Below are 15,531 nucleotides of genomic sequence, written 5' to 3'. Positions count from 1 at the left end.
GACACAATGCAAATGTGGGAGGGGGCTTGCTCCCTCCCACAATTGAATCCAGTGATGCCAACTGTTGCTCAAAGCCCCCGGACAGCATGTCTGGCCTAGTGCCCATCTCTTGGCCTAGACTGACCCACATCTGCTGTCCTCCGCTTTTGCTTTTAAGGCCTCTTGCATGTCCGATCCTCGCTACCAGATCGACGTCAGCGTCGTCACCCGCTTCCTGGCGGACCAATCCCAACCCGAGCACAACCGCTTCGCCTTTGCCTACACCATCACAATCAAGAACAACGGCCTGGTGCCGGCCAAGCTGCTGTCGCGCCATTGGGTGATTACCGACGGCGACGGCCAGGTCGAGGAAGTACGCGGCGCGGGCGTGGTTGGCCAGCAGCCATTGATCGACAGCGGCGCCAGCCACACCTACAGCAGCGGCACGGTGATGACCTCCAGGGTCGGCACCATGCAGGGCTCGTATCAGATGAAAGCCACCGACGGCCAGTTGTTCGACGCCATCATCAAGCCGTTTCGCCTCGCCGTGCCCGGTGCGTTGCACTGATGGCGACGTATGCCGTCGGCGACCTGCAGGGCTGCCTGGAGCCTCTCAAGTGTCTGCTTGAGCGCGTCGCCTTTAACCCGGCGCAGGATCGCCTGTGGCTGGTGGGCGACCTCGTCAACCGGGGCCCGCAGTCCCTGGAAACCCTGCGCTATCTCTATGGTCTGCGTGACTCGCTGGTGTGCGTGCTGGGCAACCATGACCTGCACCTGCTGGCGGCTGGCCGTAACATCGAGCGTCTGAAAAAGGGCGACACCCTGCGTGAAATCCTTGACGCGCCGGATCGCACAGAGCTGCTGGAATGGGTGCGCCGGCAAAAAATCATGCATTACGACCAAGCGCGCAACATGGCGCTGGTGCATGCGGGCATTGCGCCGCAGTGGACGCTGAAGAAAGCCCTCAAGTGCGCCGCCGAAGTCGAAATCGCCCTGGCCGACGATAACCTTTACACCGCCTACCTCGACGGCATGTACGGCAATGAACCGGTCAAGTGGGACAACGACCTCACCGGCGTCCCACGCCTGCGGGTGATCACCAATTACTTCACGCGCATGCGCTTCTGCACCGCCGACGGCAAGCTGGACCTCAAAAGCAAGGAAGGCGCCGACAGCGCACTGCCCGGTTACCTGCCATGGTTCGCGCATCAGGAACGCAAGACCCGTGATACGAAGATCATCTTCGGTCATTGGGCTGCCCTTGAGGGTAAATGCACAGAACCCGGAGTGTTCGCCCTCGACACCGGCTGCGTGTGGGGCGGCGCCATGACCCTGATGAACATCGACACTGGCGAGCGTTTCAGTTGCCAGTGCCCATCTCCCACACAAACGGCCGCCGCCCAACCCTAGGAGCCCGCCATGAGCGAATTCAAACGTATCCCCCCTGAACAAGCCCAGGCCCTGCGCGAGCAAGGCGCCGTGGTCGTGGATATTCGCGACCAGCCAACCTACGCCGCCGCGCACATCAGCGGCGCCCGGCATCTGGACAACATCAATATTCAGGACTTTATCCGCGCTGCCGATCTGGACGCACCACTGATCGTGGCCTGCTACCACGGCAATTCCAGCCAGAGCGCCGCCGCTTACCTGGTCAGCCAGGGGTTCTCCGACGTCTATAGCCTGGACGGCGGCTTTGAGCTATGGCGTGCGACCTATCCCGAAGAAATTTCCTCGGGCGACCCGCAATAATTTTTTTCACACCCCGCTACCCCGCGTGATGCTTGGGCTTGCGCCGTTTCTGACGAACGGCGCGGGCAAACTAATTACGCATCACACCTTGACCTCCACGATTCCGAACTATCCTTAAGCGCAGGCCATCCAAATCAGGGGAGAGCCGGTACACCGGCGCACGGGTCATCGGTAGCGTTTCAGGGTGTTCTGGGGGGAAACAGCCATTGGTGTCTGCCAATGGTTGCCAGCATCGACTGATTGATCCGGCGTCGGCTCCACGTATCGAGCGAGGTGACGACGTCATGAGTATCTTTAGCCACTTCCAACAACGCTTTGCGTCCACACAGCAGGAAGAACTCACGCTTCAAGAGTATCTGGAGCTGTGCAAACAGGACCGCAGCACCTACGCGTCGGCCGCCGAGCGCCTGCTATTGGCGATCGGCGAGCCGGAGCTGGTGGAGACCGCGAACAATTCGCGCCTGTCGCGCATATTCTCCAACAAGGTGATCCGTCGCTATCCGGCCTTTGAAGACTTCCACGGAATGGAAGAATGCATTGACCAGATCGTCTCCTATTTCCGCCACGCCGCCCAAGGCCTGGAAGAGAAGAAACAGATTCTCTACCTGCTCGGCCCGGTGGGCGGCGGTAAATCCTCCCTCGCCGAAAAGCTCAAACAACTGATCGAAAAGGTCCCCTTCTACGCCATCAAGGGCTCGCCGGTATTCGAATCCCCCCTGGGGTTGTTCAACGCCACGGAAGATGGCGCGATCCTCGAAGAAGACTTCGGCATCCCACGGCGTTACCTCAACACCATCATGTCGCCCTGGGCCACCAAGCGCCTGGCCGAGTTCGGTGGTGATATCAGCCAGTTCCGCGTGGTCAAGCTCTACCCGTCGATCCTCAACCAGATCGGGGTGGCCAAGACCGAGCCCGGCGATGAAAACAACCAGGATATTTCGGCACTGGTGGGCAAGGTCGATATCCGTAAACTCGAGGAATTCCCGCAGAACGACGCCGATGCCTACAGCTACTCCGGCGCGCTGTGCCGGGCCAACCAGGGCCTGATGGAATTCGTGGAGATGTTCAAGGCGCCGATCAAGGTGCTGCACCCCTTGCTCACCGCCACCCAGGAAGGTAACTACAACAGCACCGAGGGCCTGGGGGCGATTCCGTTCAATGGCATTCTGCTGGCCCACTCCAACGAATCGGAATGGCACACCTTCCGTAACAACAAGAACAACGAAGCCTTCATCGACCGGATCTACATCGTCAAGGTGCCGTACTGCCTGCGCGTCAGCGACGAAATCAAGATCTACGACAAGCTGCTGTTCAACAGCTCCCTGTCCAAGGCCCATTGCGCGCCGGACACCTTGAAGATGCTCGCGCAGTTCACCGTGCTGTCGCGCCTCAAGGAGCCGGAAAACTCGAATATCTATTCGAAGATGCGTGTGTACGACGGCGAAAACCTCAAGGACACCGACCCAAAGGCCAAATCGATCCAGGAATACCGCGACACGGCGGGCGTGGACGAGGGCATGAACGGTCTGTCGACGCGGTTTGCGTTCAAGATTTTGTCCAAGGTCTTCAACTTTGACCCCCACGAAATCGCCGCCAACCCGGTGCACCTGCTCTATGTGCTCGAACAGCAGATCGAACAGGAGCAATTCCAGGCCGAAACCCGTGAGCGCTACCTGCGCTTTCTCAAGGAATACCTGGCGCCGCGCTATATCGAATTCATCGGCAAGGAAATCCAGACCGCGTATCTCGAGTCCTACAGCGAGTACGGCCAGAACATCTTCGACCGCTACGTGCTGTACGCCGACTTCTGGATCCAGGATCAGGAATACCGCGACCCGGAAACCGGCGAAATCCTCAACCGCGTGGCCCTCAACGAGGAACTGGAAAAAATCGAAAAACCGGCCGGCATCAGCAATCCGAAGGATTTCCGCAACGAAATCGTCAACTTCGTGCTGCGCGCCCGCGCCAACAACAACGGCAAGAACCCCACCTGGCTCAGCTACGAGAAGCTGCGCGTGGTCATCGAGAAGAAAATGTTCTCCAACACCGAGGACCTGTTGCCGGTCATCAGTTTCAATGCCAAGGCCAGCAAGGAGGATCAGCAAAAACACAACGACTTCGTCACACGCATGGTCGAGCGAGGCTATACCGACAAACAGGTACGACTGCTGTCGGAATGGTACCTACGGGTCCGGAAATCGCAGTGAAAGAGAAGTAGCTGCAAGCTTCTAGCTTCAAGCGGCAGGTGAACAAACCCCGAGCGTCACTTGCCGCTTGCAGCTTACGACTTGAAGCTCCCCGGAGGGGCCCCATGAGCTATGTGATCGACCGACGCCTCAATGGCAAGAACAAGAGCACGGTAAACCGCCAGCGTTTCCTGCGGCGTTACCGTGACCACATCAAAAAGGCCGTGGAAGAAGCGGTGAGCCGCCGCTCCATTACCGATATGGAACATGGCGAGCAGATCAGCATTCCCGGCCGTGACATCGACGAACCGGTGCTGCATCACGGCCGTGGCGGCAAACAGACGGTCGTGCACCCCGGCAACAAGGAGTTCACCACCGGCGAACACATCCAGCGGCCTCAGGGTGGCGGTGGCGGCAAGGGTGCGGGAAAGGCCGGTAACTCCGGCGAAGGGATGGACGAGTTCGTGTTCCAGATCACTCAGGAAGAATTCCTCGAGTTCATGTTCGAGGATTTGGAACTGCCCAATCTGGTCAAGCGCAACCTCACCGGCACCGACACCTTCAAGACCGTGCGCGCGGGTATCAGCAACGAGGGCAACCCGTCGCGCATCAATATCATCCGCACCCTGCGCTCAGCCCATGCGCGGCGCATCGCCCTCTCCGGCAGCAGCCGCGCCAAACTGAGGGAGGCCAAGGAAGAACTGGCGCGGCTCAAGCGCGAAGAACCGGACAATTTCGGCGATATCCAGCAGATCGAGGCGGAAATCGAGAAACTCAGCGCGCGTATTCATCGCGTGCCGTTTCTCGACACCTTCGACTTGAAATACAACCTGCTGGTCAAGCAGCCCAACCCCAGCTCCAAGGCCGTGATGTTTTGCCTGATGGATGTGTCCGGCTCCATGACCCAGGCCACCAAGGACATTGCCAAGCGCTTCTTTATCCTGCTGTACCTGTTCCTGAAGCGGAACTACGACAAGATCGACGTGGTGTTCATCCGCCATCACACCAGTGCCCGGGAAGTCGACGAAGAGGAGTTCTTCTACTCGCGGGAAACCGGCGGCACCATCGTGTCCAGCGCGTTGAAGTTGATGCAGGAGATCATGGCCGAGCGCTATCCGGCCAATGAGTGGAACATCTATGCGGCCCAGGCTTCCGACGGTGACAACTGGAATGATGACTCGCCGATCTGCCGCGATATCCTGATCAACCAGATCATGCCGTTCGTGCAGTACTACACCTACGTCGAAATTACCCCCCGTGAGCACCAGGCCCTGTGGTTCGAATATGAGCGCATCGGCGAAGCCTTTGCCGACACATTCGCCCAACAGCAACTGGTCTCGGCCGGCGATATTTACCCGGTCTTCCGTGAACTCTTCCAGCGCAGGTTAGTGACATGACCGCCAAAAAAGAGACTAGGCGCCAACCTCTTTCCACCGGATCCGAGTGGACCTTTGAACTGATCCAGGCCTATGACCGGGAAATTAGCCGCATTGCGGCCGGTTATGCGCTGGACACTTACCCCAACCAGATCGAAGTGATCACCGCCGAACAGATGATGGATGCCTATGCCTCGGTGGGCATGCCGCTGGGATACCACCATTGGTCCTATGGCAAACATTTCCTCAGCACCGAGAAATCCTATACGCGGGGCCAGATGGGCCTGGCCTACGAGATCGTGATCAACTCGGACCCGTGCATCGCCTATCTGATGGAAGAAAATACTATCTGCATGCAGGCGCTGGTGGTGGCCCATGCCTGCTACGGGCACAACAGCTTCTTCAAGGGAAACTACCTGTTCCGCACCTGGACCGATGCCAGTTCGATCATCGATTACCTGGTGTTCGCCAAGCAGTACATCATGCAGTGCGAGGAGCGCCACGGCATCGATGCGGTGGAAGACCTGCTCGATTCCTGCCATGCATTGATGAACTACGGGGTCGACCGCTACAAACGCCCTTATCCGATTTCTGCTGAAGAAGAACGCCTGCGCCAAGCGGAACGCGAAGAGCATCTGCAAAAGCAGATCAACGACCTGTGGCGCACCATCCCCAAAAAGGCCGGTAAAAACAGCGAAAAGGACAATGCACGCTTTCCCGCCGAACCTCAGGAAAACATCCTCTATTTTCTGGAAAAACACGCGCCACTGCTTGAACCCTGGCAGCGCGAAATCGTGCGCATCGTGCGCAAGATCGCCCAGTATTTTTATCCACAGCGCCAGACTCAGGTGATGAATGAAGGCTGGGCAACCTTCTGGCACTACACCCTGATGAACGACCTGTACGACGAAGGCCTGGTCACGGACGGCTTCATGATGGAGTTCCTCACCTCCCATACCAGCGTGGTGTTCCAACCCGGCTTCGACAGCCCCTATTACAGCGGCATTAATCCCTATGCCCTGGGCTTCGCGATGTACCGTGACATACGGCGAATGTGCGAACACCCCACCGAGGAGGATCGTCGCTGGTTCCCGGAAATCGCCGGCAGCGACTGGCTGTCGACCATCAAGTTCGCCATGAGCAGCTTCAAGGACGAGAGTTTTATCCTGCAGTACCTGTCGCCCCAGGTGATCCGCGATCTGAAGCTGTTCAGCATCATGGATGACGATCTCAAGGACGATCTGGTGGTGCCGGCGATCCACGATGAACCGGGTTACCGGACCATCCGCGAAACCCTGGCCGCGCAGTACAACCTGGGCAATCGCGAGCCCAACGTGCAGATCTACAGCATCGATGTGCGCGGTGATCGTTCGCTGACCCTGCGTCACCAGCAGCACGACCGCAAACCCTTGGGCGAGTCCACCGAAGAAGTACTCAAGCATTTGCATCGGCTGTGGGGGTTCGACATTCACCTGGAAACCCTGCAGGGCGATCAGGTGATGAAAACCCATCACGTGCCACCACGCAGCGATCACGGTGACAGCGACTATGGCCGTCTGGATTTGGCCGTGGTCCATCTCTGAAACGGCAAAGCCTCCATTGGCCAGGCACAGGCGGTATCCTGTGGCGCTAATGGAGGCTTTTTCATGAAAATCTACAAAGTCGGCGGCGCCGTACGCGACCGCTTGCTGGGCATCAAGGTCACCGACATCGACCGCATGGTGGTCGGCGTGAGCGCCGAGGAAATGCTCGCCAAGGGCTACAAACCGGTGGGCGCAGACTTCCCGGTATTCCTCGACCCGAACAACGGCGACGAATACGCCCTCGCCCGCACCGAACGCAAAAGCGGCCGGGGTTATGGCGGCTTTGTGTTTCACGCCAGCCCCGAGGTAACGCTGGAAGAAGACCTGATCCGCCGCGACCTGACGATCAACGCCATGGCAGAGGACGATGACGGCAACATCATTGATCCGTATCACGGCCAGGACGACCTCGAAGCACGTGTTCTTCGCCACGTTTCACCCGCGTTCGCCGAAGATCCGTTGCGTGTGCTGCGTGTGGCACGCTTTGCCGCACGTTATGCGCACCTGGGTTTTACTGTGGCGCCGCAGACCCTGGAACTGATGCGCCAACTCAGTGAGTCCGGCGAACTGGAAGCGCTGACACCCGAACGCAGCTGGAAAGAAATCTCCCGCGCGCTGATGGAGGATCAGCCCCAGGTATTTATTCAGGTGTTACGCGACTGCAACGCGCTGAAAACCCTGATGCCGGAAGTGGACGCCCTGTTTGGTGTGCCGCAACCCGAAGTCCACCATCCGGAAATCGACACCGGCGTGCACACCTTGAGCGTGCTGGAACAAGCCGCCGTGCATCGGCAACCGCTAACGGTGCGCTGGGCCTGCCTGCTGCACGACCTGGGCAAGGGCACAACGCCTGTGGATAAGTTGCCGCAGCATATTGCCCACGAACAGCGGGGTTTGAAGCTGATCAAGGCGGTGAACGAACGCTTCAAGGCGCCAAAGGACTGCCAGGAGCTGGCCCTGTTGGTTGGCCAATATCACACCCATGGCCACCGGGCACTGGAGCTGAAGGCCTCGACATTGCTGGAGTTGCTGCAAAGCTTTGATGTGTATCGTCGGCCGCAACGCTTTGAAGAGTTTGTGGTGAGCTGCGAAATGGATGCGCGTGGCCGCAAGGGACTGGAACAGAGAAGTTATCCACAGGCGGATTATTTACGCGGCGCAGCGAAGGCGGCGCGCGAGGTGCCAGTGGCGCCGTTACTGGAAAAGGGCTTCAAAGGCCCGGAACTGGGCGAGGCATTGAAGCGCGAACGGCTCAAAGTATTGCAGACCTACAAATCACTGCAGGCCTGAGCTTGCTCACGCCTGCAGGAGGGTAGTGGGCGTGAGTGGCTGGCCCTGCCATTCGAACCCGACGGGTGCCAGCACCTGGTCGATCTGTGCGTCACGCCACAGCTCGGCCATGGTCTTGCGGGCCTGCGGGTGCACACGATCCGGCGCCATCATCGACAGTGGCCAAAGCACGAACGCGTTGGTCAGTATCTCTGCGCGTGGCAGGATCAAGCCGTCAAAATCACCCACCAGCTCGCCGTACAACAGCACATCGATATCCAGCGGCAGACCTTTGCGGTCGGGTGCATAGCGACCGTTTTCGGCCTCGATGAATTTCAGTCTGCGGTCCAGCTCCATCAGCGGCAGGTCGGTATACCCCGACACCACCAGATTGAAAAACGGCCCGCTCTTGATGCCAACCGGCTGGCTTTCGAACACCGCCGAGCAGCGCATCTCGGTCAGAAAACCCGCCAATGCATCCAGCCCGGCGCGCAAACGAGGCTCACGCTCGATATTACTGCCAAGGCCGAGGTAAACCTGAGTCAGCGACATCCGCGCTCGATCTCCACGCCCACGCCCGTGGCGGCCGGTACGGCGCCTGGCTTGGTCAACTTGAGGTGCAACCAGGGAATCTGGAACTCATTCATCAGAACTTGCGCCAGGCGTTCGGCGAAGGTTTCCACCAATTGGTACCGGGACTCGTCGGCAAAGGCCTGGATGCGCGCGGACACGCTGGCGTAATCCAGCGCCAGGGTCAGGTCGTCACTGGCCGCAGCCGGGCGATTGTCCCAGGCAAAACTCAGGTCCAGGCGCAGGCATTGCTTGATGCCGCGCTCCCAGTCGTAGGCGCCGATCACCGTGTCGACTTCCAGGCCTTCGATAAACACTCTGTCCAAGCACTCTTCTCCGCAGCACGACAAGGGCGCGATGCCCCGTTAGAATCAGGGCGTACTCGCCCGGAATAGTTAGCATGTTTTGGTCACTGGCGCCTTTCGCCTACCTGCTCGGCTCGCTGTCCTTCGCCATTTTGCTCAGCCGCCTGACGGGAAATCCCGATCCGCGAATGAGTGGCTCAGGCAATGCCGGCGCCACCAACATGCTGCGCCTGGCCGGCAAGAAACTTGCCGTATTGACCCTGCTGGGCGACGTCTGCAAGGGGCTGGTGCCCGTGCTGATCGCCAGCCTCGCCGGTTTGCCTCTGCAACAGCAGGCCTGGGTGGGCGTATGCGCCGTCCTGGGCCATCTGTTTCCCCTGTACTTTCGCTTTCGCGGCGGCAAAGGCGTCGCCACCGCGGCCGGCATGCTGCTGGGAATCTACCCTCCAGCGGCATTGCTGGCCATCGCGGCCTGGCTACTGGCGTTCTACCTGACCCGCACCAGCTCCCTGGCCGCGCTGATCGCCACGCCGCTCACCCTGCCGCTGCTGGCCTGGCAGGCACCGGCAGCGTTGTTGCCGATGAGCGTGCTGACGTTGCTGATCGTCTGGCGCCACCGCGGCAATCTACGCGACCTGTTTGCCGGGCGCGAACGGCATTTTTAAACACGCCCGCTAAACCCGGCTAACGCGCAAGCCTTACAACGGTGACAACTGCTCCATCGGCCAGCGCGCCTGCACGCTGATCGCCAGGCTTTCATGCTGCCCGGCCTGCAGGCGCTGGCAGCCAGCGTAGGCGATCATCGCACCGTTGTCGGTGCAGAACTCGGCACGTGCGTAGAACACATCGCCCTTCATGTCTGCGAGCATTTTTTCCAGCGAGGCGCGCAAGGCCTTGTTGGCGCTGACGCCGCCAGCGATCACCAGCCGCTGCATGCCCGCCTGCTTGAGCGCGCGCTTGCACTTGATGGTCAAAGTCTCCACCACGGCCTGCTGGAACGCCAGAGCGATGTCGCAACGGGCTTGTTCACTGTCGTCCCCGGCGTTGACGCTGTGTTGCCAGGTATTGAGTGCCGAGGTTTTCAAGCCGCTGAAGCTGAACATCAGCCCCGGACGATCACACATCGGACGCGGGAAGGTGTAGCGACCGGCCACACCCTTTTCGGCAAGACGCGCGATTTCCGGGCCACCAGGATAATTGAGCCCCATCATCTTCGCGGTCTTGTCGAATGCCTCACCGGCAGCATCGTCCAGGGACTCGCCCAACAGGGTGTATTGACCGATCCCAACGACCTGAACCAGCTGCGTATGGCCGCCTGATACCAACAAAGCGACGAACGGGAACTGCGGCGGTGTTTTTTCCAGCATGGGTGCCAGTAAATGGCCTTCCATATGGTGCACGCCGAGGGCCGGAATGCCCCAGGCAAACGCCAGCGCCTGGGCGCAAGAAGCCCCAACCAGAAGGGCTCCAACCAATCCGGGGCCGGCGGTGTAGGCGATGGCATCGATCTCGGTCGGCACACAGCCGGCCTCGTCCAGAACCTGGCGGATCAACGGCAGCATGCGCTTGACGTGATCACGGCTGGCGAGCTCCGGCACCACGCCGCCATAGGCACGGTGCAGGTCGATCTGACTGAACAGTGCATCGGCCAAAAGCCCGCGTTCACTGTCGTAAAGTGCGACACCGGTTTCGTCGCAGGAGGTTTCAAGTCCCAGTACTAGCATGGGTTTGCGCCTTGTAGAGGCTGAATTCGAAGGCGCGCATAATAGTCGCCACTCCCCCTCCCGCCTAGCGGTTTTCGATCAGAGGCTTTGCATTCCGGGCAATGAGGGGTTAACATCCGCAACCCTTAAAAACCGACGACCTCAGCCGCGAATTTTTTGCGACGAGAACGTTGAATCCCGGTAATGAAAGAAGGTAGCTCTGGATGCCAGCCGTCAAAGTAAAAGAGAACGAACCCTTCGACGTAGCTCTGCGTCGTTTCAAGCGCTCCTGCGAAAAAGCCGGTGTTCTGGCTGAAGTTCGTAGCCGCGAATTTTATGAGAAGCCAACTTCTGAGCGTAAGCGCAAGGCAGCAGCCGCTGTTAAGCGTCACGCCAAGAAAGTTCAGCGCGAACAGCGCCGCGCCGTTCGTCTGTACTAATACACAGACGTTCGTAGCAAGCTTCTGCCAAGCCCGGCCCTCAGCCGGGCTGTTGGCATTTGCGGATATCGCTTGATGCTTCACTGTTGACGCCGCACACGCGACCGATACAACCGCTTCACACGTCAGGACTGGCTCTTTTGCCAGCGGTGCGCGTCTCTTCTGACGAGCCTAACAAGGCTACTGACGAGCACACTTATTCTTCAAACAGGCGATCAACCGTGTCGGCTGTGCCCATTGACGAGTTCCGAGGCCGCCCACAGGCCGAGACCGGATACCGGGGCAACATTTCCATGCCGACTCCTGATAGAAACCTAACGTCAGAGAATGTTCGGCAGATACACTTCCTGACAATCCATGCAGACGCAAGCTGGTCGAGCACTCGATAGCTGCGCTTGAGCACTTCATGGACCCCGATTGACACGCAGTGATGACGAGAACGCCATGGCCGGGCTGATTCCCCAGAGCTTTATTGACGACCTTCTGAACCGCACCGACATCGTCGATGTTGTCAGCTCACGCGTGCAATTGAAAAAAGCCGGCAAAAACTACACCGCCTGCTGCCCGTTCCACAAGGAAAAGACCCCGTCGTTCAGCGTCAGCCCCGACAAGCAGTTCTACTATTGCTTCGGCTGCGGCGCAGGCGGCAACGCCCTCGGCTTCCTCATGGACCACGACAACCTGGACTTCCCCCAGGCAATCGAGGACCTGGCCAAAGCGGCCGGCATGGAAGTCCCCCGCGAAGAGAGTGGCCGCCCGCACAAACCGCGTCAGCCCACCGATTCGCCGCTGTACCCGCTGCTGACCGCTGCCGCCGACTTTTATCGTCAGGCGCTCAAGAGCCATCCGCAGCGCAAGGCGGCCGTGGACTACCTCAAGGGCCGCGGCCTCACCGGCGAAATCGCCCGTGACTTTGGCCTGGGTTTCGCGCCGCCCGGCTGGGACAACCTGTACAAGCACCTGAGCAGCGACACGCTCCAGCAAAAAGCCATGATCGATGCCGGCCTGCTGGTGGAAAACGCCGAGACCGGCAAGCGCTACGACCGCTTCCGCGACCGCGTGATGTTCCCCATTCGCGACAGCCGTGGCCGCATCATTGCCTTTGGTGGGCGCGTGCTGGGCGACGACAAACCCAAGTACCTGAACTCACCGGAAACCGCAGTGTTCCACAAGGGCCAGGAACTCTATGGCCTGTATGAAGCGCGCAAGAACAATCGCAACCTTGATGAGATCATCGTGGTTGAAGGCTATATGGACGTGATCGCCCTGGCCCAGCAAGGTTTGCGCAACGCCGTGGCGACCCTCGGCACCGCCACCAGCGAAGAGCACCTCAAACGCCTGTTTCGCGTGGTACCCAGTGTGCTGTTCTGTTTCGATGGTGACCAGGCCGGCCGCAACGCCGCCTGGCGCGCCCTCGAAGCCACGTTATCGAGCCTGCAGGACGGGCGCCGCGCGCGCTTCCTGTTCCTGCCCGAAGGCGAAGACCCGGACACCCTGGTACGCGCCGAAGGCACTGACGCATTTCGTGCGCGCATCAACCAGCATGCACAGCCGCTGGCGGATTATTTCTTCCAGCAACTGACCGAGGAAGCCGACCCGCGCTCCCTTGAGGGCAAGGCCCACATGGCCACCCTCGCCGCACCACTGATCGACAAGGTGCCCGGCGCCAACCTGCGCACCCTGATGCGCCAGCGTCTGCTGGAAATTACCGGGTTGAGTGGCGAGGCCGTCAGCCAGCTGGTGCACAGCGCGCCGCAGAACGCACCACCGGCCTATGATCCGGGCATGGACTACGATGCCATGCCGGACTACGCCGACTTTCACCAGCCGCAGGACGCCTATGCGCCGCAGCAGGACTGGACGCCAAAAAAGCCCGGCGCCGGCGGCAAGAAATGGGAAAAGAAACCCTGGAGCAAGAATTTCAAGCGCGGTGATCGTGACGAGGCTTATGCCCCGCGCACACCGGTCGCCGTCGAAGCCCCCACACTGATTGCCCTGCGCACGCTCATCCACCACCCGGAACTGGCGGGCAGGGTCGAAAGTGCCGAGCATTTTGCCAATGAGAGCAACACCTACGCTCAGGTACTGATTGCCCTGATCGAAGCCGTGCAGAAAAATCCTAAGCTAAACTCCATCCAGTTGATGGCTCGTTGGCATGGCACCGAACAAGGCCGTTTGTTGAAAGCACTCGCAGAAAAGGAGTGGCTAATTGACGGCGATAACCTTGAACAACAGTTTTTAGACACCATTACTAGGTTATCCGCGGGTCAGCACACGCAGACCCTCGATGAGCTCATCAAGAGAGCAAGGCAGCCAGGATTGTCGGCTGAAGAGCAAATTCAGATAGCAAAACAGATGCGCGACCTATTAAAACAGAATGTTTCAGCATCAAACCCGACCTCAGCTGGCGTGTGAGGTCATAGCTCGGGTATAATCCTCGGCTTGTTTTTTGCCCGCCAAGACCTTCAGTGGATAGGGTGTTATGTCCGGAAAAGCGCAACAGCAGTCTCGTATCAAAGAGTTGATCACCCTTGGTCGTGAGCAGAAGTATCTGACTTACGCAGAGGTCAACGACCACCTGCCTGAGGATATTTCAGATCCCGAGCAGGTGGAAGACATCATCCGCATGATCAATGACATGGGGATCCCCGTACACGAGAGTGCTCCGGATGCGGACGCCCTTATGTTGGCCGACGCCGATACCGACGAGGCAGCCGCTGAAGAAGCCGCTGCCGCGCTGGCTGCGGTGGAGACCGACATCGGTCGCACGACTGACCCTGTGCGCATGTATATGCGTGAAATGGGCACCGTCGAGTTGCTGACGCGTGAAGGCGAAATCGAAATCGCCAAGCGCATTGAAGAGGGTATCCGTGAAGTGATGGGCGCAATCGCGCACTTCCCTGGCACGGTTGACCACATTCTCTCCGAGTACACTCGCGTCACCACCGAAGGTGGCCGCCTGTCCGACGTTCTGAGCGGTTATATCGACCCGGACGACGGCATTGCGCCGCCTGCCGCCGAAGTACCGCCGCCGGTCGATCCGAAAGCCCCTAAAGCGGACGACGAGACCGACGACGAAGAGACTGAAGGCAGCAGCGACGACGAAGACGAAGTCGAAAGCGGCCCGGATCCGGTCATCGCGGCCCAGCGTTTCGGTGCGGTTTCCGATCAAATGGAAATCACCCGCAAGGCCTTGAAGAAGCATGGTCGTTCCAACAAGCAGGCAATTGCCGAGCTGTTGGCCCTGGCTGAGCTGTTCATGCCGATCAAGCTGGTACCCAAGCAATTCGAAGGCCTGGTTGAGCGCGTTCGCAGCGCCCTTGAGCGTCTGCGTGCACAAGAGCGCGCAATCATGCAGCTGTGTGTGCGTGATGCACGCATGCCGCGCACCGACTTCCTGCGCCAGTTCCCGGGCAACGAAGTTGACGAGAGCTGGACCGATGCGCTGGCCAAGGGCAAGGCGAAATACGCCGAAGCCATTGGTCGCCTGCAGCCCGATATCATCCGTTGCCAGCAGAAGCTGACCGCGCTTGAGACCGAGACCGGTCTGACGATTGCCGAGATCAAGGACATCAACCGTCGCATGTCGATCGGTGAGGCCAAGGCCCGCCGCGCGAAGAAAGAAATGGTTGAAGCCAACTTGCGTCTGGTGATCTCCATCGCCAAGAAGTACACCAACCGCGGTCTGCAATTCCTCGATCTGATCCAGGAAGGCAACATCGGCTTGATGAAGGCTGTGGACAAGTTCGAATACCGTCGCGGTTACAAGTTCTCGACCTATGCCACCTGGTGGATCCGTCAGGCGATCACTCGCTCGATCGCCGACCAGGCACGCACCATCCGTATTCCGGTGCACATGATCGAGACGATCAACAAGCTCAACCGCATTTCCCGGCAGATGTTGCAGGAGATGGGTCGCGAACCGACCCCGGAAGAGCTGGGCGAACGCATGGAAATGCCAGAGGATAAAATCCGCAAGGTATTGAAGATCGCCAAAGAGCCGATCTCCATGGAAACCCCGATTGGTGATGACGAAGACTCCCATCTGGGTGACTTCATCGAAGACTCGACCATGCAGTCGCCAATCGATGTCGCCACCGTTGAGAGCCTTAAGGAAGCGACTCGCGACGTACTCTCCGGCCTCACTGCCCGTGAAGCCAAGGTACTGCGCATGCGTTTCGGCATCGACATGAATACCGACCACACCCTTGAGGAAGTCGGTAAGCAGTTTGACGTGACCCGCGAGCGGATCCGTCAGATCGAAGCCAAGGCGCTGCGCAAGTTGCGCCACCCGACGAGAAGCGAGCACCTGCGCTCCTTCCTCGACGAGTGATACCAGAACCCCCGGCCCAGGCCGGGGGTTTTGCTTTC

General features: G+C 59.4%; 14 protein-coding genes. 11 read left to right on the top strand and 3 right to left on the bottom strand.

Annotation, left to right across the window (positions count from 1 at the left end; genetic code table 11):
* Positions 1-166: 166 nt before the first annotated feature.
* The 7 genes from apaG (at position 167) to TU79_RS03195 (ending at position 8,163) form a co-directional block, all read left to right on the top strand.
* The gene (gene apaG, locus TU79_RS03225) at positions 167-547 is read left to right on the top strand and encodes a Co2+/Mg2+ efflux protein ApaG (protein WP_057006673.1); all 381 of its coding nucleotides are present in this window, start codon (positions 167-169) and stop codon (positions 545-547) included.
* Entirely contained in the window at positions 547-1,389 is an 843-nt protein-coding gene (locus TU79_RS03220) for a symmetrical bis(5'-nucleosyl)-tetraphosphatase (protein WP_057006672.1), read from the top strand. Before apaG ends, TU79_RS03220 begins: the two co-directional genes overlap by 1 nt.
* A 9-nt stretch (positions 1,390-1,398) precedes the next feature.
* Complete coding sequence (gene glpE, locus TU79_RS03215; RefSeq protein WP_057006671.1) at positions 1,399-1,728, top strand: thiosulfate sulfurtransferase GlpE; 330 nt, start codon at positions 1,399-1,401, stop codon at positions 1,726-1,728.
* Positions 1,729-2,012: 284 nt separating this feature from the next.
* Complete coding sequence (locus tag TU79_RS03210; protein WP_003232611.1) at positions 2,013-3,935, top strand: PrkA family serine protein kinase; 1,923 nt, start codon at positions 2,013-2,015, stop codon at positions 3,933-3,935.
* A gap of 104 nt (positions 3,936-4,039) precedes the next feature.
* Positions 4,040-5,311 carry a YeaH/YhbH family protein gene (locus tag TU79_RS03205; protein ID WP_057006670.1) on the top strand — a complete coding sequence of 424 codons (1,272 nt, stop codon included), beginning with the start codon at positions 4,040-4,042 and terminating at the stop codon, positions 5,309-5,311.
* Complete coding sequence (locus TU79_RS03200; RefSeq protein WP_057006669.1) at positions 5,308-6,873, top strand: SpoVR family protein; 1,566 nt, start codon at positions 5,308-5,310, stop codon at positions 6,871-6,873. The genes TU79_RS03205 and TU79_RS03200 overlap by 4 nt, the downstream gene beginning before the upstream one ends.
* A 63-nt stretch (positions 6,874-6,936) precedes the next feature.
* Complete coding sequence (locus tag TU79_RS03195) at positions 6,937-8,163, top strand: multifunctional CCA addition/repair protein (RefSeq protein ID WP_057006668.1); 1,227 nt, start codon at positions 6,937-6,939, stop codon at positions 8,161-8,163.
* A 6-nt stretch (positions 8,164-8,169) separates the two neighbouring features.
* On the opposite strand, the gene folK is transcribed toward TU79_RS03195, so the two are convergent.
* Both folK and folB read right to left on the bottom strand, forming a co-directional pair.
* On the bottom strand, positions 8,170-8,694 hold the full coding sequence (gene folK / locus TU79_RS03190) for a 2-amino-4-hydroxy-6-hydroxymethyldihydropteridine diphosphokinase (RefSeq protein WP_057006667.1): 525 nt from the start codon (positions 8,692-8,694) through the stop codon (positions 8,170-8,172).
* Positions 8,685-9,038 (bottom strand): dihydroneopterin aldolase, encoded by a 354-nt coding sequence (gene folB / locus TU79_RS03185; RefSeq protein WP_057006666.1) that lies wholly within the window; start codon positions 9,036-9,038, stop codon positions 8,685-8,687. The genes folK and folB overlap by 10 nt, the downstream gene beginning before the upstream one ends.
* Positions 9,039-9,112: 74 nt before the next feature.
* On the opposite strand from folB, the gene plsY reads away from it, so the two are divergent.
* The gene (gene plsY, locus TU79_RS03180) at positions 9,113-9,682 is read left to right on the top strand and encodes a glycerol-3-phosphate 1-O-acyltransferase PlsY (protein ID WP_057006665.1); all 570 of its coding nucleotides are present in this window, start codon (positions 9,113-9,115) and stop codon (positions 9,680-9,682) included.
* Positions 9,683-9,715: 33 nt separating this feature from the next.
* On the opposite strand, the gene tsaD is transcribed toward plsY, so the two are convergent.
* On the bottom strand, positions 9,716-10,741 hold the full coding sequence (tsaD, locus tag TU79_RS03175; protein WP_057006664.1) for a tRNA (adenosine(37)-N6)-threonylcarbamoyltransferase complex transferase subunit TsaD: 1,026 nt from the start codon (positions 10,739-10,741) through the stop codon (positions 9,716-9,718).
* A gap of 203 nt (positions 10,742-10,944) precedes the next feature.
* Here tsaD and rpsU point away from each other — a divergent pair, with 203 nt between their 5' ends.
* From rpsU to rpoD, 3 genes are all read left to right on the top strand, one after another.
* Positions 10,945-11,160: a 30S ribosomal protein S21 gene (gene rpsU, locus TU79_RS25005; protein ID WP_002551877.1), complete on the top strand. Its 216-nt coding sequence runs from the start codon at positions 10,945-10,947 to the stop codon at positions 11,158-11,160.
* A 444-nt stretch (positions 11,161-11,604) separates the two neighbouring features.
* A complete protein-coding gene (gene dnaG, locus TU79_RS03165) occupies positions 11,605-13,575 on the top strand; it encodes a DNA primase (RefSeq protein ID WP_057006723.1) in 1,971 nt (656 codons plus the stop codon).
* Positions 13,576-13,642: 67 nt separating this feature from the next.
* A complete protein-coding gene (gene rpoD / locus TU79_RS03160; protein ID WP_057006663.1) occupies positions 13,643-15,493 on the top strand; it encodes an RNA polymerase sigma factor RpoD in 1,851 nt (616 codons plus the stop codon).
* Positions 15,494-15,531 lie beyond the last annotated feature (38 nt).

This window comes from Pseudomonas trivialis, assembly GCF_001439805.1.
Taxonomy (GTDB): Bacteria; Pseudomonadota; Gammaproteobacteria; order Pseudomonadales; family Pseudomonadaceae; genus Aquipseudomonas; species Aquipseudomonas trivialis.
Note: the sequence above shows the minus strand (reverse complement) of the source record. Positions and strands in the feature narration are given on the sequence as shown.